The 23,621-nt window shown below is 70.6% G+C and carries 26 protein-coding genes; 9 read left to right on the forward strand and 17 right to left on the reverse strand.

Going from position 1 to position 23,621, the window contains the following annotated elements; genetic code table 11:
• The 11 genes from R4Z63_RS20540 to R4Z63_RS20590 all read right to left on the reverse strand — a co-directional run bounded on the left by R4Z63_RS20540 (nt 1) and on the right by R4Z63_RS20590 (nt 10,718).
• Nucleotides 1-1,143, reverse strand: coding sequence for a lanthionine synthetase C family protein (locus R4Z63_RS20540; RefSeq protein WP_384450800.1), 1,143 nt, complete (start codon nt 1,141-1,143; stop codon nt 1-3).
• A complete protein-coding gene (locus tag R4Z63_RS20545) occupies nt 1,140-4,172 on the reverse strand; it encodes a lantibiotic dehydratase (protein ID WP_384450803.1) in 3,033 nt (1,010 codons plus the stop codon). The genes R4Z63_RS20540 and R4Z63_RS20545 overlap by 4 nt, the downstream gene beginning before the upstream one ends.
• A gap of 78 nt (nt 4,173-4,250) precedes the next feature.
• Nucleotides 4,251-4,442, reverse strand: coding sequence for an FxLD family lanthipeptide (locus tag R4Z63_RS20550; RefSeq protein WP_035955497.1), 192 nt, complete (start codon nt 4,440-4,442; stop codon nt 4,251-4,253).
• A gap of 76 nt (nt 4,443-4,518) precedes the next feature.
• Nucleotides 4,519-5,733: a methyltransferase, FxLD system gene (gene fxlM / locus R4Z63_RS20555; protein WP_384450806.1), complete on the reverse strand. Its 1,215-nt coding sequence runs from the start codon at nt 5,731-5,733 to the stop codon at nt 4,519-4,521.
• Nucleotides 5,734-5,945: 212 nt separating this feature from the next.
• Nucleotides 5,946-6,149 carry a DUF5999 family protein gene (locus tag R4Z63_RS20560; protein ID WP_384450809.1) on the reverse strand — a complete coding sequence of 68 codons (204 nt, stop codon included), beginning with the start codon at nt 6,147-6,149 and terminating at the stop codon, nt 5,946-5,948.
• Between the two features lie 142 nt (nt 6,150-6,291).
• Complete coding sequence (locus R4Z63_RS20565; protein WP_384450813.1) at nt 6,292-6,684, reverse strand: roadblock/LC7 domain-containing protein; 393 nt, start codon at nt 6,682-6,684, stop codon at nt 6,292-6,294.
• A 60-nt stretch (nt 6,685-6,744) separates the two neighbouring features.
• The gene (locus R4Z63_RS20570) at nt 6,745-7,209 is read right to left on the reverse strand and encodes a recombinase family protein (protein WP_384450816.1); all 465 of its coding nucleotides are present in this window, start codon (nt 7,207-7,209) and stop codon (nt 6,745-6,747) included.
• A gap of 120 nt (nt 7,210-7,329) precedes the next feature.
• The gene (locus R4Z63_RS20575) at nt 7,330-7,968 is read right to left on the reverse strand and encodes an HAD-IA family hydrolase (RefSeq protein WP_384450819.1); all 639 of its coding nucleotides are present in this window, start codon (nt 7,966-7,968) and stop codon (nt 7,330-7,332) included.
• Nucleotides 7,969-8,003: 35 nt separating this feature from the next.
• Nucleotides 8,004-9,206 (reverse strand): helix-turn-helix transcriptional regulator, encoded by a 1,203-nt coding sequence (locus tag R4Z63_RS20580; RefSeq protein WP_384450822.1) that lies wholly within the window; start codon nt 9,204-9,206, stop codon nt 8,004-8,006.
• Between the two features lie 133 nt (nt 9,207-9,339).
• Complete coding sequence (locus tag R4Z63_RS20585; protein WP_384450825.1) at nt 9,340-9,864, reverse strand: DUF397 domain-containing protein; 525 nt, start codon at nt 9,862-9,864, stop codon at nt 9,340-9,342.
• Nucleotides 9,861-10,718 carry a helix-turn-helix domain-containing protein gene (locus R4Z63_RS20590; RefSeq protein WP_384450828.1) on the reverse strand — a complete coding sequence of 286 codons (858 nt, stop codon included), beginning with the start codon at nt 10,716-10,718 and terminating at the stop codon, nt 9,861-9,863. The genes R4Z63_RS20585 and R4Z63_RS20590 overlap by 4 nt, the downstream gene beginning before the upstream one ends.
• Nucleotides 10,719-11,153: 435 nt before the next feature.
• Between R4Z63_RS20590 and R4Z63_RS20595 the strand changes: the two genes are divergently transcribed.
• The 9 genes from R4Z63_RS20595 to R4Z63_RS20635 all read left to right on the forward strand — a co-directional run bounded on the left by R4Z63_RS20595 (nt 11,154) and on the right by R4Z63_RS20635 (nt 19,390).
• Nucleotides 11,154-12,374: an SIR2 family NAD-dependent protein deacylase gene (locus R4Z63_RS20595; RefSeq protein ID WP_384450831.1), complete on the forward strand. Its 1,221-nt coding sequence runs from the start codon at nt 11,154-11,156 to the stop codon at nt 12,372-12,374.
• A gap of 83 nt (nt 12,375-12,457) precedes the next feature.
• Complete coding sequence (locus R4Z63_RS20600; RefSeq protein WP_384682771.1) at nt 12,458-13,369, forward strand: aminotransferase class IV; 912 nt, start codon at nt 12,458-12,460, stop codon at nt 13,367-13,369.
• The gene (locus R4Z63_RS20605) at nt 13,366-14,037 is read left to right on the forward strand and encodes an HAD family hydrolase (RefSeq protein ID WP_384454158.1); all 672 of its coding nucleotides are present in this window, start codon (nt 13,366-13,368) and stop codon (nt 14,035-14,037) included. The genes R4Z63_RS20600 and R4Z63_RS20605 overlap by 4 nt, the downstream gene beginning before the upstream one ends.
• A 31-nt stretch (nt 14,038-14,068) precedes the next feature.
• Nucleotides 14,069-15,253 carry a glycosyltransferase family 4 protein gene (locus tag R4Z63_RS20610; RefSeq protein WP_384454155.1) on the forward strand — a complete coding sequence of 395 codons (1,185 nt, stop codon included), beginning with the start codon at nt 14,069-14,071 and terminating at the stop codon, nt 15,251-15,253.
• Nucleotides 15,246-16,346: a glycosyltransferase family protein gene (locus R4Z63_RS20615; protein ID WP_384454152.1), complete on the forward strand. Its 1,101-nt coding sequence runs from the start codon at nt 15,246-15,248 to the stop codon at nt 16,344-16,346. Before R4Z63_RS20610 ends, R4Z63_RS20615 begins: the two co-directional genes overlap by 8 nt.
• Nucleotides 16,343-17,143, forward strand: a complete 801-nt coding sequence (locus tag R4Z63_RS20620) for an inositol monophosphatase family protein (protein ID WP_384454149.1) — start codon at nt 16,343-16,345, stop codon at nt 17,141-17,143. The genes R4Z63_RS20615 and R4Z63_RS20620 overlap by 4 nt, the downstream gene beginning before the upstream one ends.
• Nucleotides 17,140-17,898, forward strand: coding sequence for a class I SAM-dependent methyltransferase (locus R4Z63_RS20625; protein WP_384454146.1), 759 nt, complete (start codon nt 17,140-17,142; stop codon nt 17,896-17,898). Before R4Z63_RS20620 ends, R4Z63_RS20625 begins: the two co-directional genes overlap by 4 nt.
• On the forward strand, nt 17,895-18,842 hold the full coding sequence (locus R4Z63_RS20630; protein ID WP_384454143.1) for a phosphotransferase family protein: 948 nt from the start codon (nt 17,895-17,897) through the stop codon (nt 18,840-18,842). The genes R4Z63_RS20625 and R4Z63_RS20630 overlap by 4 nt, the downstream gene beginning before the upstream one ends.
• Nucleotides 18,839-19,390 carry an NUDIX domain-containing protein gene (locus R4Z63_RS20635; RefSeq protein ID WP_384454140.1) on the forward strand — a complete coding sequence of 184 codons (552 nt, stop codon included), beginning with the start codon at nt 18,839-18,841 and terminating at the stop codon, nt 19,388-19,390. The genes R4Z63_RS20630 and R4Z63_RS20635 overlap by 4 nt, the downstream gene beginning before the upstream one ends.
• Before the next feature lie 216 nt (nt 19,391-19,606).
• Here R4Z63_RS20635 and R4Z63_RS20640 read toward each other — a convergent pair whose 3' ends face one another.
• The 6 genes from R4Z63_RS20640 to R4Z63_RS20665 form a co-directional block, all read right to left on the reverse strand.
• Entirely contained in the window at nt 19,607-20,476 is an 870-nt protein-coding gene (locus R4Z63_RS20640) for a hypothetical protein (RefSeq protein ID WP_384454137.1), read from the reverse strand.
• A 148-nt stretch (nt 20,477-20,624) separates the two neighbouring features.
• Nucleotides 20,625-21,056 carry a hypothetical protein gene (locus tag R4Z63_RS20645; RefSeq protein ID WP_384454134.1) on the reverse strand — a complete coding sequence of 144 codons (432 nt, stop codon included), beginning with the start codon at nt 21,054-21,056 and terminating at the stop codon, nt 20,625-20,627.
• The gene (locus tag R4Z63_RS20650; protein ID WP_384454131.1) at nt 21,050-21,523 is read right to left on the reverse strand and encodes a hypothetical protein; all 474 of its coding nucleotides are present in this window, start codon (nt 21,521-21,523) and stop codon (nt 21,050-21,052) included. Before R4Z63_RS20650 ends, R4Z63_RS20645 begins: the two co-directional genes overlap by 7 nt.
• Nucleotides 21,520-22,962: a type IV secretory system conjugative DNA transfer family protein gene (locus R4Z63_RS20655; RefSeq protein ID WP_384454128.1), complete on the reverse strand. Its 1,443-nt coding sequence runs from the start codon at nt 22,960-22,962 to the stop codon at nt 21,520-21,522. Before R4Z63_RS20655 ends, R4Z63_RS20650 begins: the two co-directional genes overlap by 4 nt.
• Nucleotides 22,963-22,993: 31 nt before the next feature.
• Nucleotides 22,994-23,245 (reverse strand): hypothetical protein, encoded by a 252-nt coding sequence (locus R4Z63_RS20660; RefSeq protein ID WP_384454125.1) that lies wholly within the window; start codon nt 23,243-23,245, stop codon nt 22,994-22,996.
• Between the two features lie 8 nt (nt 23,246-23,253).
• Entirely contained in the window at nt 23,254-23,574 is a 321-nt protein-coding gene (locus R4Z63_RS20665) for a DUF6238 family protein (RefSeq protein WP_384454122.1), read from the reverse strand.
• Between the last annotated feature and the right edge of the window lie 47 nt (nt 23,575-23,621).

Genomic DNA, 23,621 nt, shown 5'->3' on the forward strand with positions numbered 1-23,621 from the left:
TCACGTCAGCAGGAGGCAGGCGTCCCACTGCCCCCGGGGGGTGGCGCCGACCTCGGCGTCCTGGAAGGCGAGGGCGGCTCCCGCCTTGCCGACCAGGAGGCCGTTCTCATCGGGAGCCGGAGCCAGCGTGAACTGCCCGATGAGGAAGCTGAACCGGTGGCGATAGTCGGCCGGGGCATCGGCGTCTTCCGCCACGCGCTGGACTACCCGCAGGACGCCCCCGAAGCCATGGCAGAGTCCGCGGTCGGCGAGCAGACCGATCTGGTCAGGGTCGGCGAGGCAGTACAGCAGGGCGCGCTCGGCCATGCGCTTCCGGTCCCCGTCCTCAAGCACGATGGCCGCGAGCTGTTGCGCACGAGCGATTCCGGGGGTGCCGTAGCACCAGCTGGGGGCTGCTGCGTGCCCAGAAGCGGCGCCGCGGTGGCTGATCCACCGGGGCCAGCGAAGTCCGTGGGCATTGGTCTGGCGGACTTCGTCGAGCCACCGGCAGATGCGCCGGATGGCTGCTTCGTGTCCGTCTACGGTGACACCCGCCCGCATCGCCAGGGAGAGAAGTGCGAGCGGTCCCGTGATGCCGTGTGCGAGCCCGGCGTTGGCATGGCCGCCCGGTGTAGCGGTCTTGTCGCTGGCAGGAGCGTGGCCGACCCACCAGCCGGGGAGCGGCCCGTTCGTCGCGTCGGCGAGCGGCTCGCTCAGGCGGACCAGGTACTCCAGGACGCCTCTCATCTCAGGGCCGTGGGGTTGTCGCCGCAGCAACAGGGCCCCGATGCCGGTCAGGCCGCGGAAGAGGTCGTACTCCGCGAATGACGGGCGACGGCCGGCGTCGATCCGGGCGTGCGCGCCGGACAGCCGCTGGCGGGTGTGCTCGGCCACGATGCCGTCGAGGGTGTGCAGGGCGCCCGCGTACCGGTCGGTGCCGTCGGCCGCGAGGTGCAAGACGAAGGCCATCGCGGGGGCTCCGAGGAACAGGTTCGCCTCCGGGCCGTCGGCCAAGGGGCCGATCCCAGCGAGGGTGCGGTGGACCTCGCGCCATTCCCCGGCGCCCCGCCGGGCCCGCTCGATCTGGAGCAAGGCGGTTCCGAGCGAACCGTGGGCGAGGGACTGGCGGGGGTACGTGTCGGTGGCCGGCAGCGTGGTCGTCACGCCACAGCTCCTTCCGGGCGGTGGATGATGGCGAGGGCTGCTGCCCTGGCCATCCGGCGGCAGGTCGCCTCGGCGGCGTTGTCGATTCCGGCGACGCGGTTGTGGTGCATGTGCAGCAGAGAGGGCAGCACGCTCTCCGGGCTGCTGCCTGCCAGCGTGCGGCGGTAGCGGTGCAGGGCCTCGCCGCGCGCTTCCCAGGCGGCGATCACCGCGTCCCCGCCGTCCAAGGAGGCGAGGCCGTTGTGGCTGGCCGCGTCCGAAAGGCTCAGTGCGAGGGCTTGCAGGTCGTGCGGTACGGGCGTGCCGTCGCTGCGCAGAAGGTGCTGGAGCAGCCAGGTGCAGCCGGCCTCGCGGGAGTCGAGGAAGGTGGTGGCGATGTTCACGAAGGACGCGGCAGTGACGGCGGGACGGACTCCGGCCGGGACCGCCAAGGCCAGCTGCCTGATGGCGGCTGCCGAGTCGGCGACGAAGTAGTCCTCCGCCGCCTCTAGCGCCGGGCCGGTGCCGTAGCGGCCGGTCTCGGGGTGGTCGGTGTCCCACTGCACCCGCTGGATCAGGCCCTCTCGGCGGAGGTCTGCCGCCCAGCTGGCGACGGTTTCCGTCGTGCGGCCGAAGGCTCCAGGTTCCGGGAGTCGCAGCCGCAGGCGCAGGTGCGCGTCAGGGTCGGCATAGCGGATGAACCAGGCTGCGGGAGGCGTCTCCCACCCCTCATCCAGGAGGCGAGACAGGTGTGTCGTCAGCACCTCGGGCTGACGCGCCGTGCTGCCGTAGAGCTTCACGTAAGCCCAGTGCGAGGTTCCAGGCGTTCGGTCAGAGGCTTCGCGGGTGGAGGAGCGGACCACAGGTGCAGGGGTGGGCTTTTGGTCGGAGGCGAGCGTTACGGCGACCTCGTGAGCGCGTCCGATCCAGCCGTAGGCCCGTTCTTCCGGAGCTTCGTGCAGGACGGCCGGGTCCTGCCGCCGGAGTTCGGCGCGAAGGAGTTCTTGGTGGACCGGCTCGTCTAGGTCGAGGCGCAGTCGCTGGTCGGTGGCGCCGACGAACACCGTGCGCGGTACACCGTAGGCGCAACGCCAGTTGATGAAGCGTTCCAGCCAGTCGTCCCCGTCGCCGAGGTCGCGTGCACGCAGGTGCCACTGGGCCTCGGCGAGGATGGTGCGGCCCACGCGGATCTCAGGCAAGAAGGGCAGTCGGCTGGCCGCGCCCCAGAAGAACGGGATCAGGACGGCAGTGTGCGAGCGGGCCAGCTCGCAGACGAACCGGATCATCGGGTGGGTGCCGCTCGACAGCTCGACGGCGTTCATCACCGTCGGCTCGATGATGCGCCTGGTGGAGATCGACAGGAGGTAGAGGCGGTTCGAGTCCGCGATCACGCCGAGGTCATCGAGGTCCAGGGTCGCAGCGGGGTTGTGCTCGCCCACGGCCAACAGGTGGGGTGCGACGACGGGCGAGCGGCTCACGTTGTTGACCGGCACCTTCAGCGGCGGGCCGGAGACCTGCCCGCGGACGGCACCTTCGGTCAAGGTGGGCAGTGCGGCGTGCACGGCTGCCACCCGGTCCAGGTCTGCTCGTTCGAGCATGGGCAGGAACCGCCCGGTCGTGATGCCGGCTGCGAGGGAGAGCCCGACGGTGGAGAGCGTGAAGCGGCCTGCGTCCAGTGCCTGCTGGGACTCCGAGAGCACGGTGAAGACGAACTCCGCGTGTGCGGGGACCTGAGTCGGCGTGCCGACGGAAAGCGCCTCGATGTCCTCCTCGGTGAGGACGATCTCTCGGCGGGAGGTCAGAGCAGCGTTCTGGGCTAGGGCCAGGAGGTGCTCGTCGCGCGGCGTCGTCGCCAGGACGGGCCGGGGCAGGACGGTGCCGCGGTAGCTCACGGGGAAGCCGAGCCCGGTGTCAGGGTCGGTGAGCTCCCGCACCGGGACGAGCGTGCCCATGCTGTAGCGCTCCAGGAACCGGGCGAGGTAGTCACGCCAAGCCGGGGACCCGTTCGGGTAGGGCGTGATGCGGGCGACGATGTCCAGGGCCCGGCTCGCCTCCTCGGCGACCTGCCGCGGGAGGACGACGTCGCAGTCCGGTCGCAGATTCACGGCCAGGTTGGCGTTGCCGACGCTGGTGAGGCGGTTCATCGCTGCGACCGCCCTTCCCCGGAGGCCGGGTTGCTCATCAGGGTGGGCGCGGTCGTGCTGGTGGAGCATGCGGTGGACGCCGCGCAGTTCCTCCGCCTTCACCTGCAACGCGGGGCCCGAGGCCCCGGAGCGCTGGGCCGCGTCCAACTCGGCCACCAGATGACCAAGGGCGTCGTCGACGGTCATCGGGGCGTGAAGGCTGGTGAGCAGGACCCGGTGGGCAACCAGACTGCGCACCATGTCCTCGATCACGTGCACGGGGGTGCCGGAGTAGTCGGCGTGGAGCTTCGCCACGACCTCGTCGAAGGGAGTGGGCGACTGCGCCGACGAGAGTGCCAGCTCCGAAGCCCGGGTGCGGCGAAGGGTGGTCTCGGTCGGCCCCTGCGCGCCGGGCTGGTGGGCAACCGCGATGTGCCGACCGCGCACGGTGCACGTCGGATCGGTGACGACGTGCAGGTGCCGCAGCACGTCCAGGTCCTGCTCCAGGGAGGTGATCACGGCGTGAAGCCACATCGCATCGGGCCTGGCGAACGTGGTGTGCTCCGTTCCCCAGTTCACCGTGCTGGACTCGCCGAAGCGCAGGGGGGCGGGGCCGGCGAAGGTTCCGAACGGGGTCGCTCGGTACTGCATACGCAGGAGGTACCGGTTGAGAGAGAGCGCGACTCGGCGGATGCGGGAAGGGCGGACGTCGCCGCCAAGGGTTCGGCGGATCGTGGCGGCCAGCTCCGGCGCGGCGAGCTCGACGGCGCTCGCGCGGGGCTTGTCGCTCCAGACCAGCTCGATCCACTGGCGGCAGTTCTCCGCATCCACGACGGGATCGGCGACGGCGGCCGGGCAGTGCGCCAGCGAAGCTGACAGCGGAAACGCCGATGCTCTAATCATGCTCGCGTCAACGACTTGGTACATGGCCGTTCCTCCTTCGCCGGTGTGGTGCCCGGCGTGGGCGGGCCACAGGAGGCCCGCCCACGCCTTGTGGGGACTGGGTCAGCCGATGCAGGTGCTGTTCGAGCACGCGGACTGGCAGGTCTGCCCGCAGCCGTCGCCGGTGTCGTTCAGCAGCGAGCTGGCCACGGGCAGGGCCGAGACGGTCTCGATGTTCAGATCGAAGTCGGACCCGGACTCCGCCGCGAACGGCGTCGCGATCTGCGGCAGGGCCTTGGTCGTCTGCTGTGCCATGGTTCGTCTCCTCTGTCGGGAGTGATCAGTGGACTGTGCGGACGTGCTGGTGGAACCACCTGGCTACGACGGAGGGTCACGGCCAGGAGATGGTGACCCGCGTGTGCGGCCGGTCGATGACCCGGCCCGCGGGAAGCTGGTCTTCGGGCGTGCCCGCCGGGAAGACCTCGATGTGCGCGCGGTCGCTGCGGTGGCCGTCGTTCCACGCCTGGATCTCCTCGACCAGGCGCTCCGCGACCTTCTGGCCGTTCGGCCCGTGCCCGATGGCGCCCAGCTCGTAGCGGTCCTCCTCGTCGGTGGGCCGCGAGCGGCGGTAGGCGAAGCTGTCGCCGTCCACGAGCGTCGGCGTTCCGACGGGGGACGCGACGGCCACGACACCGCGCTGCCTGGCCCCGATCTTGGCCGCCATGAGGGGCAGGTTGTCGAGGTTGGTCGTCAGCCAGAGGTCGAGGTGCTCCATCGACTCCTCACCGCCGACGGTGACGCCGGACCACGCCTCCATCCGAGGTGACCGAAGCGCGGCACGCAGCGCCTCCGTGTCGGGCTCGGGGTGCCCGTCGAGACGAAGCGCGACCTCGGCGCCCTCCTCGTCGTGGAGGACGGCGAGACGCATCCGGTTCTCGCCGACGCCGCGCATCGGGACGAAGCCGCACTGCTCGAACCCGTCGCTGACGAGCCGGTCGCCGTCGCGGACGAACGCGACCGTGCGCGTCATGCTGCGCATCCGCAGCGGCACCACGAGCCGGCCGTTCTCCTTGAGCTGCGCGGTCCAAGCGGGCGGGATGTCCGCGGACTGCACGGTGACCACGATGCGATCGAAGGGTCCGTGCTCGGGCACGCCGTGCTCGGCATCGCCGGTGACGACGGTGACGTTGCGGTAGCCGGTGGTCTTGAGGAACCGCTCCGCGCGAGCGGTGACATCCGCGTCGATGTCCATGGTGATCACCCGACCGCCATCGCCGGTCATCTCCGCGAGGTAGGCGGCGTTGGGACCGCCGGACCCGATCTCCAGCACCGTCATCCCGGGCTTGATGTCGGCCTGCTCGATCTGCATCGCCTGAATCCGAGGCGCCGACACGGAGCTGATGTCCACGCCGCTCTCGTCGGTCTTGGTGATGGTGGCCGTCTCGGTCTCGTACGTCTTGGCGACGTCCACTTCCGGGGTGGCCAGGTGGCGGGGAACGGCACGGAACGCGGCGACGACACGAGGGTCACGGGCGGCCCCGACCTCGATGAGCTTCTGGACCATGGTGTCTCGCAGCTGCTGTTCCGTGGGCGGGACGTCGGTCATGCGGGTTCTCCTCTTCGGCGAGCTTGCGCCTGGCGTGGTCTAGCGGGTTGGTAGAGCGGCAGGGACCACGAGCACTCGTGCGTCAGGGACGAGGCGGCCGTCCGCGCCGGGGTGATTAACCGCCCGACGACCCGACCGGTAACATCCGGGCCGCCGGGCGGTCGTCTATATGGCGCGCGGCAGGTAGGCCAGTGCCGCGATCTCGGAGTAGGTCATGCGCTACGTCCGGCCGTAGCCGCGAGCGGTCGGTGCGGCTGGATGATCGTTCCGTCCGGCAGCAGCTCGCCGGTGTCGTCGAAGATCAGCACCTGGTTGCACAGCAGGCTCCAGCCCTGCTCAGGGTGGTGTGCGATCGGCAGTGCGGCGTCCCTGTCGGGGGCTTCGGCCGTCGGGCACGGCGGGGTGTGCCGGCACATGGTGCTGTCCTCTCAGGTGTAGTTCGGAATGTGGCCGCCTTGAGCTGCCACGTAGCCGTGGGAGGAACGGGCTGGCGATGAGTGCAGCTCGGGTTAGCTGCCCGGGCAGCGCAGTTCCGGCCGTCCCTTGGCTACGTGGCCATCAGACCGAGACCGGCGCGGGCAGGCCCTGGTCCGCGAGTTCGATCATCCGACCCACGATCTCGCCCAGGTCCGCGTCCTTCGCGCCGACGACGGCGAGCATCGACTGATCGGGAGCGCCCACCAGAATGAGCGTCTGGCCGTACCGGTCCTCGACCACGCTGTGGCCCCAGGGGTACCCGCCGGAGGTAAGGTCGCCGGCGATGCCGACGCTTCTGCCGCTCACGGAGCCCAGCGCCGCCATCAGGGCCGCCCACTTGTCCGCTTCGTCACGGGCGATTCCGGGCGAGGTACCCGTAACGAGGCCCTCGGGGCTGACATGGATGGCCGCCACGGCGCCGGTGGTCTCGGTCACCAGATCGCTGAGGAAAGGCGGCTGCGGGTGGGGCTGCATGATTGCTCCTTGGCCGGATAGCGGAGTGGAAGAAGGAACGACGGGACGCCGATGCGTCGGTCACGGGCCGGGGTCGCATCCCGACTTCGGGCGCGGGGCGCCCGTGCCTGTTGCACGCCGTGTCCCCGGGCGGTGACCGTTGGGCAGCTGTTCCGTCCGGGTCCGCCCGTACAGAGAGTGGCCGGGGGTGTCGAGCGCTCCGGCTACCAGGAACCAGCCCAGCTCACTGACGCCCACCGCAAGGCGCTCCCACCCCTCGGTGCTGTCGGCCACCATCGAGCGAGTCCACGTCACTACGCCCTGCGCGACGCCGTCGCCGAGGGCGTCGCGCAGGGCCAGCCAGCCCGCCCGGTCCTCCAACGGCACCTGCCCCTGGTCGGTGAAGACAGCGGACACCACCCACTCGCGGGACTCGGCAAACTGCCGGCAGTGGGTCTCCAGTACGGCGTCCGGGTCTCCACCCGGTGAGGCGATGTAGATCGCAACGGGGACACGGCCCGGCGATCGAAGTGCGTCCGAGGGCATGTCACCACTGTCACAGCAGTGTCGCCCTGAGTGAACCTGCGGCCTGTACGACTTCCGAAGATCGCTGGAGGGCGAAGTCGTATGGTCCGTACGACTTCGCCCTCCAGCCGCCCGGCAACGTCAGCGGCAGACCGCCGTGTTCGGCTCCACCGGGTCGAGGTCCAGCAGCCTGGCGACCCTGGAAGCGGTTCCGGGCCCGTCGGCGAACACGGCCGTGATGCCCAGCGCCTCGGCAGGCGCCAGGTTCGGCCGGTGGTCGTCCACGAACACGCACTCGGAGCCGGCCAGCCCCATCCGTTCCAGCGTTCGCTGGTAGATCTCCGGGGAAGGCTTCGCCACGCCCTCGACCCCGCTGATGACCCGCACGTCGAACAGGTCCCAGACTCCCGTCTTCTCGTACGGGTTGTACGGGGCGAAGCCGTAGGAGTTGGAGAGGAGGGCGACGACGATTCCGGCGGAGCGGGCACGCCGCGTCAGCTCCATCATCTCGTCCACAGCCCGCACCTCGCCGTGGGCGCGTCCCATCAGGTTGTCGCTGGAGACGCCCATGAGTGCCGCCGTCCGTCGGTTCCACTCGGCCTGCTCCATGCGGCCCAGCTCCAGCTCGACGTACAGCGCTCGGCCTTCGGGATGGTCTTCCAGCGTGCGCCGCCAGGTGTCGGCCGGCAGTCCCTCGCTGGCGCACCACGCCCGCGAGGACTGCCCGATCGGAGTGGTCATCACGCCCGCGAAGTCGAGTATCAGGCCGCGGTAGGACAACGGGCTCTCCCAGACTGAGAATTCGGATCAGCGCCTCACCGGATGGTCGGCGAGGTCCCCAGGATCTCAGACAGTTTCCGAATGCGGGCGTTCCCGGCGCGACCGGCCCGCTGGATGATCACCCCAGGGATGGCCTGGTGCTTGGCCCACTCTGGGTGGGCCGAGCAGACCTCCAGGAGCGTATCGAGAGAGGTCTCCCACTGGCGCGCGTCGGCCTGCGCGAGCGCGATGTCGAGCTGCATCCTGCTGTGCGCGGCCTGAGTCAGCCCTGAGGGGTCGAACCGTCGGGAGAGGTCGATCGCCTTGCCGGTGTTCCCGAGGGTGACGTTGATGCCCACGGCTTGGGCCCCGGCGTAGGACGGCCCGAATTGCATCCCGTTCCCGAAGACATCCCGCCCGAGCCGCGCCGCCACCGCATGCGCTTGCGAGAGCAGGTCCGCCGATCGGTCGGCGTCCCCCAGTCTGGATGCCGCCACGGCCGCGAAGATGATGTTCTTCCCGTACGCGGCCAGCAGCCCGGTGCCTTGCTCCGAGAACCTCGGTTCAGCGCGGGCCGCCGCAGCCTCGGCCTCCCGCAACGCCTGCTCGACTCGCGCGTCCCGCAGGAGCACCCGTGCCCGCGCGGACCCCAACATCGACACCCTCACCGGATCGGCCGCCAGCTCCGCGTACCGGAGAGCATGGCCGACCGAGGCATAGGCCAGATCCCTCGCACCGAGGAAGTTGGCGATCAAGCCTGCCGCGCGGTAGGCGTCCGACAGTAAGCCGTTGGCGACCGCTTCTTGACCGGTCGGTGCAGCCTGGGCGAAGAGGGCCACCGAGCGCAGGAACGGGGCAACCAGCGAGCCGGCCTCGGCGTACGCTCCTCGCCAGTAGACCCGCCACATTCGGTCGGCTGCCTCGGCGAGATCCGCCTGTCCGGGGGCCGCGCCCTCTGCGGGATCGGCCAACACGCCCGCGGCGGTGTCGTGGACCGTCCGTGAAAGCTCCCGGATCATGGAGCGATCGTCGCGCCCCATCCCACGCCGTGGCGCCTGCTGTCCGAGAATCACCGATACGTCGGAGTGCAGGGCTTCGGCGAGGCGAAGCAAGGTCGGCAAAGACACGTTCTTGTCCTGCTCGGCCTTCTGGATGGTGTGCTTCGACAGTCCGGACCGTTCAGCCAGGTCAGTCTGGGTTTCCTTTCCCCTGAGCATCTTGATTCGCTCGCCCGTGGTGAAGTCTTGCCACTGACTCACTGGTCCCCCTCCGCTGCTACGTTCCTGGATGATCCACACGATCACTCTGCGGGTGGTTTGCCTAGAAGCGAACTCGCAGTGCAGCAGAGCGATTTGAGACAACTACCGAACGCGGTGATGAGACCAGTCAGTCTCACTCCTTGCCGTTGCCGCCGCGATGGCGGCGGAAGAATCCCGACCTGATGCCCGCGAAGAAGTCCGTGATCTCCGACTGCGCGAAGATCAAGAACTGGTCATCCCCGCTGCGGGGGCTACGAAACGCCGTCACCCCATGCGGCAGGAAGGCCACGCCGATGCTGTCCGGGCCGGCGAATCGCCAGGCGGAGTGGCCGAGGTGGCTCGTCAGCCAGTCCCCTGAGAGAGCGTTCTTCCCGATCGCGGTGACCGGGTCTACGCCAAGGTGGGCGGGCCTGTCGAAGCGGTTCGTGGTGACCGCCTCCGTGAACTGCCCGAACCCTGCATCGGACATGATCAAGGGTGGCCGGTCAGGGTTGACCGAATCCCGCATAGCGGTGATATCGCGTGGCAGCAGGGCGACCTCGGCGCAGTTCGAACCGCCGGTGCTGGCGGACCGCCATTCAGCCTGGGAGAGCTGTCGGGCGAGCCATTCGGGTTCGGCGTCGATCTGCCGGACGTTGCCGCCGACGTGCAGGGTCATGCGTATTCCTCAGCGAGTTGATCTAGGAAAATCAGGGAGTCCTCGACGGACAGGGCATCGTCCACCATGCGCTCGCTCACGCGCTTGTACTCGGCGACGACATCGGCCTCATGGATCTGGAGAGCCGCCCGCCTGCCCTCGATGGTGATGCTGGTGCGGCCCGTCGGGAACGTCATCAGCATGAACGGACCGTCTATCCCCGCGTGCGCGCCAGCGGCGAACGGGATCACCAGGATCGTGATGCCGGAAACGCTCCGTGCCAGGTCGGCGAGGTGCGCGGCCTGCCGGTGCACGCCCGCCCGCCCGCCGATCTCCTGTCGGAGCTGGCCTTCGGTGAGGACGGAGGTGATCGCGGGCGCGGGCTGCCGGGAGAGGACCCGTTCGCGCAGCTCGGCGCGCACGTTGACGAACTTCTCGACGTCGTCCGCGGTGCTCCAGGCGAGGTCTGCCTCGATGATCGCCCGCTCGGTGAGCGGGTGCTGGAGCAGGCCGTGGGGCGCGGTCGGCGACCAGAGGAAGGCAGCTCTGGCGAGTTCGATGTCGGTGGCGTAACTGCCGAAGGGGTCGTCGGCGTCGCCGGGGAAGCGTTCGTGCCAGTCGTCGCTGTTGGCGCTCACCACCAGTTCCCGCCAGAACTCCTGGGCAACCGGTTCGGTGACTCCGAGGACTGCAAGGAAGTGGGGGAGCTGCTGAAGGGTGATCTTCTGATGGCCGGACTCGATCTTGTGGGCCGTGCTCGCCGAGCCGTACCCGAGCTGCTTGGCCAGCGTCTCCAGGGACCATCCGAGCTCGACGCGGCGATGGCGCACCTCGGCACCCAGCCTCCGGCGTCGAGGGTTGGGCTCTCCAGGCATCGTCACCTCCCAAGCGGTCGGATTGATCGTAGTGGTTTGGCTGGGCCACGCCCATACAACTTGGCGTACAGGAAAACTTTTCCAATCGAGAACCCTTGCCAGTGTCCGGGCTGCCGGTCATCATCTTGCGTGCGGTCAGTGTCCGTTGGGACACGGAACGCAACGGCCGGTAGTGCGCCTCCTCTTCGGCATGCCCTCGGCCTGGCTGCTGAGTTTCGGTAACTCGCCTGCACCTCGGGCTGGTTGGCCGCGATGATCCAGCGCCGGGCGTCCTCCTCACCTCTCCGCCGAGGCGCACCGCCAGCTCGTGAGTCCCGTGGTCTTGCTGCACCTCCTGTGTCCGTGGCGCGGCGCATGCCCGCTGCGGTTCGGGGCTTGATCACGGAACCGGCTGGGCGCCTTCGCGGCGCGGACATCGACAGCAGGGAGAGCACCATGCACTTCCCGTACGAGGCACAGGAACTCTCGCCCACCCTGGCGGCGCGGTGGGAGCGGTACGTCAGCCGGCGGGACCGGCCCCGGGACCTGGAAGAGGGTCTGTGGCGGCGCACCCAGGACCCGCGGAACGCAGGTGAGTCGGGCTGGACGGGCCCGGACGACGGCCGCCGCCGCATCCTGCACTACCGCTACCGCTACGACACCAAGCGGGCTGGCGGCGGGACGGTACTGACCGTCCCCGAGCTGTACGTCTTCCACAGCGCCTCTTACCCGGAGGCAGAGCTGGCGCACCACTTCGACCGGGTGCGCAAGGCGCTCGCGGACGGCGGCTGGCAGCCGGGGGAGCGGGGCCGGTGGCGGCGCGGAGACCTGGAGTGCACGGTGGTGCCGCACCGTGTGCACCCGCAGGACGAGCTCGCCGGGCGCACGCTCCCGGCCGGGTACGAGAGCCTGGACGTGACGATCACCTCCGCCGGGCACATGCCCGCGCTCCACGACCAGAACATGCCGTGGAAGGTGATGGCGGCCGGCATGCGGATCAAGGAGAAGCGGGGCAACCCGACGCTGATCCCGGACCTCTCCCGGATCGCGGACTTCCTGCCGTTCCAGGTCGAGGTGGGGTGCGGCATGTCGGTGGAGGCCGGGGTGCCGCCGCTGCACCGGCTGCACGAGGTCTACCGAGTGACCGACATGAGCGACCACCGGTTCGTGCTGTCGCCTGGGGAGGACACCTTCCTGCCGGAGATCCTCGGTGCGCCGGAGTCGAAGATGCCGGAGCTGACCGAGATGACCCGGGCGTGCCTCCAGGCGGAGCCGACCATCGGGCACCGGACCCTGCGCGGGCTGGCCGACGCCGGGCACCTGGTCGGGCCGGTGATCACCAACAACTTCGACGGCCTGATGGCGCGGGCGGGTCTGGACGAGCACTACGTCCGCCGCTACCACGAGCAGATCCCCGACGTCCCCTTCCTCCCGGGGGCGAAGTCGCTGCTGGTGATCGGCAGCCACGCCGACCGCCGCAAGGTGCAGGCCCGTGCCCGCGAGCGCGGCCTGACCGTGTTCTTCCTGGACCGCGAGGGCTTCGAGGAGGGGTCGGTGTTCCGCCCGTACCTGGTCGAGGGCGCGCGGGACGAGGACTTCATGTGCCGCCGCGAGGCGACCCCCGCGCTGCTCGAACTCGCCGCCCACCTGGACGTCAAGGTGCCGGCCGCGGCCTGACGCCCCTCCCCGCGCGGTGCCGGGTGGCCGACCCGGCCGGTCGGCCACCCGGCACCGCCCCCGAACCGGAAGAGAGAAGGACGATGAGCAACGTCCCGGAGCTGATCTGGCACAACGGGAAGGTGCGGCCGTGGGAGGAAGCCACGGTCCACGTCACCGCAGAGACCGCGATGCGGGCGGTGAACGTCTTCGAGGGCCTGCGCGGCTACCGGCAGCCGGACGGCCGTCTCGCCGTCGTCCGGCTGGACGCGCACCTGGAGCGACTGGAGACCTCCGCCGCCCTGATGCACATCCCCCACCCCGGCCTCGCCGTCGAACTGCGCGACGGCATCATGCAGTTGCTGGCCGCGCTCGCCCCGCAGGGCGACGTGTACGTGCGCCCGTCGGTGTATGTGGACACCGGCCGCTACACCGCGGACCGCACCGAGATGACCACCGGCACGATCGTCACCTGCTTCCCGGCCCCCGCCCGGCCGGTGGAGCCGATGCGGTGCATCGTCAGCGGCCGGCAGCGGATCGCGGACGACGCGCTGCCGACCGCCGCGAAGACCGGCGCCGCGTACTCCGGTTTCCGCCTGGCCCGTCTGGAGGCGCTGGAGAAGGGCGCGGACGAGGCGATCCTGCTCAACCAGCACGGCAACGTCGCCGAGACCGGCGGCGCCGCCGTGTTCACCGTACGGCACGGCCGGATCACCACGCCGCCGCTCACGGACGGCATCCTGCCCAGCATCACCCGCGCCACCGTGCTGGCGCTGGCGGAGCGGCTCGGTATCCCGGCCGCCGAGCAGTCCCTGACCCCCGGCGACCTGCACGGCGCCGACGAGGTCTTCGTCACCGGCACGCTGGACGAGGTCCGCATCGTCGGCCACGTCGACGGCCACCGCCCCCGCCACGGTGACCACCCCATCGGCAGCGCGCTGCGCGAGGAGTACCTGGCGATGTGCACCGGCACCCGGCCCGCGCTCGACGCCTCCTTCCTGGAGGTGCTCGCGTGACGACCCCGAAGGCCGTGCTGTTCGACATCGGGATGACCTTCATCCACCCGAGCGGACAGGTGATGCGCGAGGAACTCGCCGCCGTCGGCGCACCCGGCGTCGGCGCGAAGACCGCCGAAGCCGCGCTCGCCACCGCCGCCGAGGCCCACCACCTCGACTTCCCGCAGGGTTTGAGCCGGCCGGAGAAGGTCGGCGCCGTGTGGGGGCAGCTGCTGGGCGTCGGAGCGGAGACGGGCCGCCGCGCCTGGCGGCGCTGCACCGAACGCACCGACCTGTACCGCGACCTCGACCCGGACGCGGTCGCGGTACTCCGCGAGATCTGCGGGCGGGGCCTGGCGGTGGCGGCGGTCTCCAACTCGGACGGCACCCTCACGGAGGAACTCGCCCGCTTCGGCCTGCTCGACTTCTTCAACGTGGTCGTGGACTCGACCCTCACCGGCGTCGAGAAGCCGGAGCCCGGGATCTTCGCCTCCGCCCTCGGTCAGCTCGGCTGTGCGCCCTCGGACGCGCTGTTCGTCGGGGACGGCCTGATCAACGACATCTTCGGAGCGCTGCGGGCCGGCATCACCGACACCGTCCTCTACGACCGCCACCAGGTGTACCGCGAACTGCCCGTCCCGGTGATCACCGCCCTGCCCCAGCTCCTGGACCACCTGCCCGTCGCCTGACCAACTTCCGCAACGAAGGAGGAGGTACAGCATGCACGTCGGACTGGTCAGCACCACCTACCGCCCGCGCCGCGGCGGCATGGAGACCCACGTCACCACCCTCGCCGAACACCTCGCCGCAGCTGGCCACGAGGTGACCGTCCTCACCAACCGCGACTCGCCGGACCAGCCCGCCGCCACCTGGGAGAACGGGGTGCGGGTCCTGCGCGGCGGCGCGCTGCTCCAGCCGCCGGACCCCAACGCGGTGCCGTGGGAGCGCGGCTTGTTCGCCGCGCTGGACGACTTCGCCCCGCTCGTCGACGCACCGCCGGACGTCGTCCACACCCACACCCAGGCCGCGCTGCTGCTGACGCACATGTCCGGCCTCGCCGCGGCGGCGCCCGTCGTCGCCTCCTTCCACGAGACCCGGCCCGAGACGGAGCCGGGCGGCTGGCCGCGCTCCCGCTTCGTCGCCAGGACCTGCATGCCCACGCTGGTCCTCGCCGGCAGCCGGGCCTTCGCCCGGCAGGCCGAGGGCTTCGGCTACCCGGCCGAGCGCATCCGCACCGTCCACCTCGGCGTGCGCCACCGGCCGCGCGTCCACGACCGCCGGGTGGCTCGGCACTTCCTCGCGCAGGCCGCGGGCGTGCCCACCGATGGTCTGCTGATCGCCCTCACCGGCCGCTACACCGCCCGCAAGGCCCAGCACCGGCTGCTGGACGCCTTCGAGCTGATGGCCACCCGCGCCGACTGCCGAGTGGTCCTGCTCGGCTCCACCAACGGCTCCGACTCCGCCTACATCCGGTACGTCGCCGAACGCGCCGCCCGGCACGGCGACCGGGTCACGCTCCTGACCGACCAGTCCGACGAGGTACGCGACCTGCTCGCCGAGGCCGCCGACCTGGTCACCCAGCCCAGTACCGCCGAAGGGCTCGGGCTGGCCGTCATCGAGTTCATGCAGCACGGCGCCCCCGCCGTCGTCAGCGACATCGACGGCCTCAACGAAGTGGTCACCCCCGACACCGGCCGCCTGGTCGACACCGCCGACCCCGCCGCCTACGCCGCCGCGCTGGACGAACTCGCCGCCCTGCCCACCCTGCGGGCCCACACCGGCCGGGCCGCCGCCGACCGCGCCACCCGCAACTTCGGCATGACCCGCTGCGTCGCCAACACCGGCGCCGTCTACATCGAGGCGATCAACGCCGCCCGCCCCGTCGCCGGAGCGGCCCGTGTCTGAGCAGCGGCTGCCCACCCTCGGAGTCTGGGGCCCCGCCCCGCGCGACAAGAGCGGCGTCGCCGGGTACATCACCCAGTCCCTGCCCCACCTCGCCCCGCACTTCACCACCCGCCGGATCGCCGGCCCCGGCATCGACCCGGCCGCCTTCGACCACGTCCTCTACCACCTGGGCAACAACACCCTCCACCACGGCGCCTTCCGCGCGCTGGCCGCCCGGCCCGGCACGGTCCTGCTCCACGAGTACAACAACCTGGACTACTACTACGAGGCATGGGACCAGCTGCCCGCCGCCGAGCGGCAGGCCGTCCTGACCCGGATCTCCACCGCTGTCGGCGCCCGCCTGGACACCCGGGAGGCCATGGAGCGGTACTTCGCCGACCACCCGCACGTCGACCGCTACAGCCTCAACGCCCACATCGAAGACCTGGCGATCGAAGCGGCCACCCGCGTCCTGGTCCACTCCCCGCTGCTGGCCGAGCACCTCGCCGACCGCCACCCGGCCGCCGACATCCGCCACCTGCCCTTCCCCGTCCACCCGCTCACCCCCGTGCCCGGCACCCGGGCCCGCCACGACCTGCCCGAGCAGGCGTTCGTCTTCGCCACCTTCGGATTCCTCGGCGCCTACAAGCGCATCCCCGTCATCCTCGACGCCTGGCGGAACTGGACCGACCGCCCCGCGAACGCCCTGCTCCTGCTCGCCGGAGAGGCCCGCGACGGCCTCACAGTCCCGGACGACCCCACCGTCCGCCACACCGGATACCTCACCGACGCCGAGTTCGACGCCCTGCTGCTCGCCGCGGACTGCGGCATCCAACTGCGCGGCCCCTGGCTTGGCGAGACCTCCGGACCGGCCAGCGCCCTGATCGCCCACCGGCGCCCGACCATCCTCAGCGACCTCCCCGGCATGCACCCGCGCCGCCCCGAGGAGATCCACCTGACCGTCAGCCAGGGTGAACGCGAGAGCGCCGACCTGATCGACGCGATGCGAACCCAGTACCACCGGACCCCCACCCCCGCCGCCTACGACCCCGCGTTCTCCTGGAAGGCGTGGGGCGAGCACATCGCCGCCGCGCTGACAGGAGTCCCGCGGTGACGCTCCTGGGCGGTGCCGCGTACTGGTCGCGCAGTCTGGTCGCCGCCGTGGACCAGGCCGCCGCCCGCCTGCTGAGCACCTGGCCGGGCTCCAGCCTGGCCGGCCCGGCAGACGTGCGCCGCAAGGAGGACGGCACGCTCGTCTCCGCCGCCGACACCGACGCCGAACAGATCCTCGTCAAGGCGATCACCCACCTCGACCCCACCGGAGTGATCGTCACGGAGGAGGACCCCGCCACCCACCAGGCCAACACAAACCACCGAGTGCTGACCTGGTACATCGACCCCCTCGACGGCACCCGCCAGTACCTCCACGGCTCCACCGACTTCGCCGTCCTCATCAGCGCCTGGCGCGCTCAGGTGCCGGAGTTCTCCATCGCCTCCTTCCCCGCCGCGGGCGTCCTCGCCGTCGCCGACCGCGACCAGGCGACGTTCCGGCCCCTCCCGCGACCGCCCGACCAGCGCCCCGTCCACGCCTGCTACTTCGAGCCCGCCGCACTGCGCGAGCGCCTGCCCGCCGGGAACCCGCTGCTGGTCGACGCCTTCGAGTCCACCCGGGCCCTCACCGAAGTGGCCCGGGGCACCGCCGCCGGAGCCGTCGCCGAGATGTGCGGTCACCGGGCCTGGGACATCGCCGCCCTGTGCCACCTCCTCATCGCCACAGGCCGCCACATCACCGACGAGCACGGCCGCCCGGTCCGCTTCGACGGCCCCGACGTCACTGCCCGCTACCTCGTCGCCGCCGACACCCGAGACCTGCACTCCCTCCTGCTGAACACCCTGGAGTCCACGCCGTGAACGACACCGCCCTCGTAACCGCCCCCGACGACTGGGCCGACCGCTTCTTCGACCCCGGCTTCGAAGAGACCTTCCGCGCCCTCGGCAAGTACGACAGCACCCAGGCCGACCTCGACGCCCTCTGCGCCAAGGAGTTCATGGCCCCCGGCACCCGGGTCCTCGACGTCCCCTGCGGCTTCGGCCGGCACACCGGCCCCCTCACCGCCCGCGGACTCCACGTCACCGGCATCGACGCCTCGTCCCACCAGATCGCCCGCGCCCGCGCCCTCCACCCCGGCGCCGACTTCCACCAGGCCGACATGCGCAACCCCCCGCCCGGGGAGTTCGACGTCGTCCTCAACCTGTGGACCAGCTTCGGCTACCTCGACACCGACGCCGACGACCTCGCCGCCCTCACCGCCTGGGCCGCCGCCCTCAAGCCCGGCGGCCACCTCGTCATGGAGCTGACCACCCGCGAGCGCGCCGAGCACGAGAACCGGCACGGCACGGAACCCATCAGCACCAAAACCGTTACGCAGGGCGGAGTCACCGAGAGCGCCTGGTACGACTGGGAGGCCAACTACGCCCACGTCACCTACACCCGGCCCGGCTGGTCCGCGACCTGCCGCACCCGCATGTACTCCCGACCCGAACTCGAAGACGTCCTGCACCAGGCCGGATTCGCCGTCGTCTCCTTCGCCGGGGACTTCACCGGCGGCCCCGTCCGGGCCGAGAACCGCACCGTCGTCACCGCCATCACCCGGAGCACGCCGTGATCACCCGCCGAGACGCCAGCACCATCACCGCCGACGCCGAGAACGCCCTCCTCGAAGCCCGCGGACTCACCCCCGCCGACCTGATCGCCGCCGGCACCGAGGCCCGCGTCTACGCCCTCGGCCACGACCAGGTCCTCAAGGTCTACGCCGACCCCGACCAGCGCTCCGCGCTGGAGACCATCGCCGACCTCTACCGGCGCTTCGACCGCACCAGCGTCCCCTTCGCCCTGCCCGAGATCCAGAGCATCGAGCAGCACGGCCCCCTGCTGGCCGTCACCGAGACCCGCCTGCCCGGCACCCCGATGGGCGACGCCCTCGACCTCACCGACCCGGCCACCGAAACCGTGTACCTGGCCGCCGTCCGCGACTTCACCGGTCTGCGCCTGACCACCCCGCTCGACCGGCGCATGCTCCTCGACCCCGACCCGGCCCACCAGGGCGAGGACTGGCACGCCTTCCTGCGCCGCCTCCTCGCCCAGAAGCTCCCCAAGGTCCTCCCCGACCTGCGCCGCGACGTCCCGGCCGTCGACCACATCACCGACCGGCTCACCGCGCGGCTCGCCCGCCCCTACACCGGGCCCGAAGGCGTCATCCACGGCGACCTCTACCCGGACAACATCCTCGTCGCCGACAGCAAGGTCTCCGGCGTCATCGACCTCGGCACCTTCACCCTGCTCGGAGACCCGCTCTACGACCTCGCCGGTGCCTGCGCCTACTACCGGATGTACGACGAAGACCGCGTCGAGGTCCGAAACCGCCTGCTGGCCGCCGCAGCCCAGGACCTCCCCGCCGACCGGCGCGACGACCTCGCCGACTACCTGCACACGATCGCCCTGCTCAGCTGCGACCTCTACCCCGAGCAGGACAAGGACATCCGCGACACCGGCCACTACCAGTGGGCCGCCGACGTCCTCAACACCCCCACCGACTGGAGGGGCCGGTGACCAGCTTCCTACCCGAACCCGATCCGGAGGCCGGCAGCTGGCTCCCGCCGGAGGAGTTCATCGCCACCCTTCCCCGCGCGACCGCGTACGCCTCCCTCTACATCACCGACCAGCACGGACAGCCGGTGCTGCTCAACTCCTCCGTCTACAAGCCGGACAGGGGCCAGATCTGGCAGTTCCCCGGCGGCCAGATGGACCCCGACGAGAGCCCGCGCCAGACGGCGGTCCGCGAGACCCAGCAAGAGACCGCCCTCACGCTGGAGTGTGGCCGACTGCTGGCCGTCCACTTCCTCCCGCCCGAACCGACGTGGCCGGCGGCGAAGTTCGGCCTGATCTTCGACGGCGGCACGCTCAGTCCCGAACAGCTCGCAGCGATCCATCTGGACCCTGCCGAACACAGCGAGTGGGACGCCCGACCCGTCGAGGACTGGACGGACGTCCTCAACCCCCGGAGCATGGACCGCCTGCGCCAGGTGGCCGAGGCGCGGAACTCCGGTCTCACGGCGTACATCGAGCACGGAAGAAGTGACTTCGTCGACTACATCTGATGGGACGCCCCGAATCCTGACGGGCACGATGAGGGCACCAAATGGTCCGGCGGGCAGCACGTGTGTACGTGCTGCCCGCCGGGCCGACGAACGCCTAAGACGGCGATGATCCTTGTAGCGGAGCGCATCCTCGCTGGCCCACTTCCACCAGCCTTCCCGCACCTCGGAGGCCCGGGACGGCGCGGCTCTTCGGGTCTGCCTTGCATTACTCGGGTGCTACTCCGGGGCAGGCAGCAGGTACGGCTCCAGCACTTTCAGCAGCTGCCAGTCCGTAGCTGCTGGGCTCTGTTCTGCAGGTACGATCTTCACGAACGGCCGGACGAACCCGGGGAGCGTCCCGAATCGGGAATGCAGTTCCCTAAGGCCGTTGAAGGCCGCCTCGGAGAGGCAGAACCACGTCCGGGTGGAATGGCTGGGCAAGCGGCCGGAGACGCTGTTCACCACAGGCTTACCGGGTTCGATCTGCCCATCGAACTGGTACGGGATCACGACGCCGTCCCCCTCGGTGCCCCGATAGCAGAACTCCAGCCCCGCGGCCGCAACCTCCACTGGCACGAAGCCGCCGTTCGTGACCTCCACCACGATGAACTTCTCCCCGTTGAAGGAGGTCGACTTCGTCTCCATCAGCGAGGCGAGCGGGCCGGTGACCATGCCGGCAGAGGTGCCACGTCCTCCGCGAAGCTCCACCGACACCCGGATCTCCGTGAGCTCGGCGAGCCTCAGGAGAATCTGCTCGAACACCTGGTGCGAGTCCGAGGCCGAGAGCGGGGTACCGGCCTGGGCGACCTGCGCGGCCTTCCACTCCAACAGCTCCTCGACGGTGTACGACGACTCGTGCCGATCGACCGGCGCGTGGTGCACCCCGCAGAGCAGCAACAAGTTCTCGAAGGTGTTCAGCAGGTCCTTCGGGTACATCGGGTCGTGCCGCGGGCCGTTGGGCTTCTCCGAGCGAATGTGCGCGATCTCCACGATCACAGTGGTCTGGTCGCGGTCGCGGAACAGCAACTCCGTCTTGCATCCGGGGTACGCGCAGGTGGAAGCGCCTCCGAAGAGCAGCTTGATCGTCAGCTCTTTGTATTTCGCCACGCACGGACCATAGCGGGCGGCGCTGACAAGATGCGGTCCAACGGCCACCAGTCGCTGAACCGAGGCCACTACGCGATCTGCGCCCTGATCGGCGACGAGGGTCTGACCGACCCACCGGCGCTCTGCTGCACGCGATCCGGGGCTGCATCTAGACCGCAGGTGCACCCGGATGGTCAGGCTCGATTCGCTCCGCCGCGAGAGCCGCTTCGCCGTACGCCGCGTACGGGCGCTGTGCCGGTTCCGAGGTGGGCGTGGAGTCGGCGTGCGGTTCGACAGCCCCCTGCGTGGTGACGGTCGTGAGCACCTGCTCGGCGCGATCCAGGGTCAGCCGGACTGCGCCGAACCGCCCCACTGCGAATCCCGCCCGGTAGCCGTGCAGGTGGAGCTGTTCCACCGCCTGGACTCCGGCGTCGACATCCGGGGTGTCTGCGGGCGAGACGAGCGCGTGCAGTTCTTCCTGCCACTCCCATCCCAGATCACGAAGCACGGCGCGGGCCTCTGCCTGCTCCCATCCGCTTCGGGCGAGCAGGCCGTGCTGCGGGTCGGTGTCGAAGACGACATGGGGGTTCGAGGTCACCATGTGGCGGCTCCGGCGTTCTCATCGGTCCAGGCGGCGAGCTGGAATCGTGCGGGTCGGTCTTCGTGTCGTCCAAGGCGGCATTCGTCGCCGGCCTTGCCGAGCACCTTGTTCATGCGGCTGACGAACCGGTCGTACTGCTCGTGCCAGACGACGGTTGAGCCCGCGTCGGCGTAGGCGTCGTCCCGGGCGAAGGCCAGGGCGGCGATCTCGTACCCCAGACCCTCGTGCTTCTTCCAACAGGGCGGGATCACGTCCTGCGGCTGCCAGGCGTACGTCTCGTTCAACCAGCGGCACACCGCGTCGAGCCACGCTGGCATCGGCTCGATCAGCTCGGCCGACAGCGCGCCGAGGTCCCACGGCGGGGGGCCGTCGACCACGGACTCCTCCGCGCTCCGCTCCGCGATGTACTCCAAGATCAACGCGGGTGCCTCGGGGAAGGGCTGGAACTGGGCGAGGGGGTTCGTCACGCGGCGGCTCCCCGGGCGGCCCAGGCGGCGGCATGGGCCGCGGCCTGCTTCTTCTTCGCCGCGGACCGCCGACGGCGCTCCGTCTCGTTCGCTTGACGCAGCTGGTGGACGTGGGCCTCGATCTCCGGCCAGGAGTCCCAGGTCCACATGCCATCGAGGCGGGTGATCACGGGTGGCAGGTTGTCGGCGAGTACGAGCGCGTGGCCCTCCGGCAGCGACCGGATCTCGTCGCTCCGCAGGACCGGCTCCAGGGCCATGTGGGTGGCGGTCGAGTGGCTGCCGCGGTCGCCGCCGCTGCTGGTCTTCGTGGTGCGCTCGCGCTCAACCTGCCCGCACAAGTCCGACAGGTCCTTGAGGAAGCCCGGGTCCTTCGCCCCGCCGAAGACGATGACGTTGTTGGTGAAGCTCGCCAGCTCGTTCGCGGTGTCCTCGCCGAACCGGGCGCGTGCCGACGCCCAGCCCTGGAGGCCGATGATCACGGTGATCCCGCGACCGCGCCCGTCGGCGACGCGCTGTCGCAGGCTGGGGATGGGAGCGATGTTGGGGGCTTCGTCCAGCCCGCCGAGGAGGGGCGGGTCGAGTCGGCCGGCGGGCGAGGCGACGGCGTGAGCCTCGGCGATGTCGAGCAGGTCTTCCGTGATCGCGGTGGTCAGCGGAGCCACGCTGTTCACCTCGGAGTCCTTCCCGAGCAGGTAGACGGTGCCGCCCGCGTCGAGGAGTTCGGCGAAGTCGGTCGGGTCTTCGCCGTCTCCCAGCAGGGCCCGGACGACCGACTCGTGCATGAGGGGGGCGAGCGCGGCGTCCAAGGTCGAGGCCGTGTTGCCGACAGTCCGACTGTCGCCGCTGGTGGCCGTTCGGAGCATGTCCGCCCAGCCGGGTCCGGCCCCGGGGTGCGCGTCGAGGATGCCGACCGGCGCGGGATCGGTCAGCTTGCGCGCCCACTTCAACACCCACTCCAGGCTCGCCCCGTCGAGCGCGGCGGCGTGGAAGTACGCGGCCAGGATCTTCGCGGCCTGGCCCTTGTAGAAGGCGGCGCCCTCGCTGGACTGCGCTGCCGCCCCCGGGGTGCGCGAGCCAGCGACGAACGCCTTGGCCCGCATCATCGCGGTCTCGGTCTCGGCAGCGCCCGTGATCGGCGTCCACCGGAACCTCGGCACAGAGGGGGCGATGTCCTGCGGGTCGAAGGCCAGGACGGGCCTGCCGCCTGCCCGCCGGGCGTCGAGGGTCAGTTCGACCAGGTCCGCCTTCGTGGAGGTGGCGAGCACCGGTCCGGGCCACCGGCGGATGGTCGGGGCGAAGAAGCGGAGCGTCTTGCCCGAGCCCATGGGGCCGATGACCCGGCACGCCTTGTCGGCGCGGGACCAGAGGTCTACGCCCTTCGGGCGCTGGGAGGTCCCCAGCGAGTAGCCGAAGTCGTGCGGGGAGAAGGGGTATTGCATGACGTGCTCCGAGGAGAAGGAAGGAGGAGGGTCAGCGGGAGGCGGATCGCTTCTTCGCCAGATTCACCGCTGGGCGGCGCGGGTCGTCGTCACCGCGGGTGAGGGAGGGGCGGATCTCCGTGGCCTTGAGGACGGCCGTGGCCGACAGCTGCCGCTTGAGGAGGTTCTTGTCCGCGAACCCGGCGTTGCGGGCGGCCCGCTTCATCACCAGCCAGACGGTGGCCATGGCAACCGCGCACACCGCCGCGATGGCGTACAGCGCCATGGAGATTCCGCTGGGCATGACGTCCACTACGCGGCCCGCTGTGCGGCGCGGGCGGCGAGGTAGCGCATGCGCCGGCCGCAGAGCTGGGAGATCGCCGCCTCAGGTCCGACACACCGCGGAGGGGCCGTGTGGAACGCCATGTGGAGGTCCTCGGCTGCACGCCACAGGTGGGTGACGGCGGTTCGGACGCGGCCTCCGGCCGCCGAGTAGTCCCCGTGGTCGAGGGCGCTGGACAGAGCCTTCGCGCGCCGGGCCAGTTCGAGGGCGGCGGCGTGCAGCTGGTCGATGTCCCCGCGCACTGCGTGGTGGTCGGCCGGGACCGTAGGCCCGGTGCTGGTAGTGGTCATGGAGTGCGTCCGTTCCGGATCTGCTTGGACGGGGCCGATGGCGACGA

This window comes from Streptomyces sp. PL-29 (assembly GCF_058344425.1).

Coding starts and splice junctions, on each gene's coding strand:
- R4Z63_RS20600 (WP_384682771.1), top strand. CDS start 12,458: ATGAGCAACGTCCCGGAGCTGATCTGGCACAACGGGAAGGTGCGGCCG.
- fxlM (WP_384450806.1), bottom strand. CDS start 5,733: ATGACCGACGTCCCGCCCACGGAACAGCAGCTGCGAGACACCATGGTC.
- R4Z63_RS20595 (WP_384450831.1), top strand. CDS start 11,154: ATGCACTTCCCGTACGAGGCACAGGAACTCTCGCCCACCCTGGCGGCG.
- R4Z63_RS20585 (WP_384450825.1), bottom strand. CDS start 9,864: ATGACCCTGCACGTCGGCGGCAACGTCCGGCAGATCGACGCCGAACCC.
- R4Z63_RS20660 (WP_384454125.1), bottom strand. CDS start 23,245: ATGCCCAGCGGAATCTCCATGGCGCTGTACGCCATCGCGGCGGTGTGC.
- R4Z63_RS20545 (WP_384450803.1), bottom strand. CDS start 4,172: ATGTACCAAGTCGTTGACGCGAGCATGATTAGAGCATCGGCGTTTCCG.
- R4Z63_RS20665 (WP_384454122.1), bottom strand. CDS start 23,574: ATGACCACTACCAGCACCGGGCCTACGGTCCCGGCCGACCACCACGCA.
- R4Z63_RS20560 (WP_384450809.1), bottom strand. CDS start 6,149: ATGTGCCGGCACACCCCGCCGTGCCCGACGGCCGAAGCCCCCGACAGG.
- R4Z63_RS20590 (WP_384450828.1), bottom strand. CDS start 10,718: ATGCCTGGAGAGCCCAACCCTCGACGCCGGAGGCTGGGTGCCGAGGTG.
- R4Z63_RS20570 (WP_384450816.1), bottom strand. CDS start 7,209: ATGCCCTCGGACGCACTTCGATCGCCGGGCCGTGTCCCCGTTGCGATC.
- R4Z63_RS20550 (WP_035955497.1), bottom strand. CDS start 4,442: ATGGCACAGCAGACGACCAAGGCCCTGCCGCAGATCGCGACGCCGTTC.
- R4Z63_RS20610 (WP_384454155.1), top strand. CDS start 14,069: ATGCACGTCGGACTGGTCAGCACCACCTACCGCCCGCGCCGCGGCGGC.
- R4Z63_RS20565 (WP_384450813.1), bottom strand. CDS start 6,684: ATGCAGCCCCACCCGCAGCCGCCTTTCCTCAGCGATCTGGTGACCGAG.
- R4Z63_RS20645 (WP_384454134.1), bottom strand. CDS start 21,056: ATGGTGACCTCGAACCCCCATGTCGTCTTCGACACCGACCCGCAGCAC.
- R4Z63_RS20655 (WP_384454128.1), bottom strand. CDS start 22,962: ATGCAATACCCCTTCTCCCCGCACGACTTCGGCTACTCGCTGGGGACC.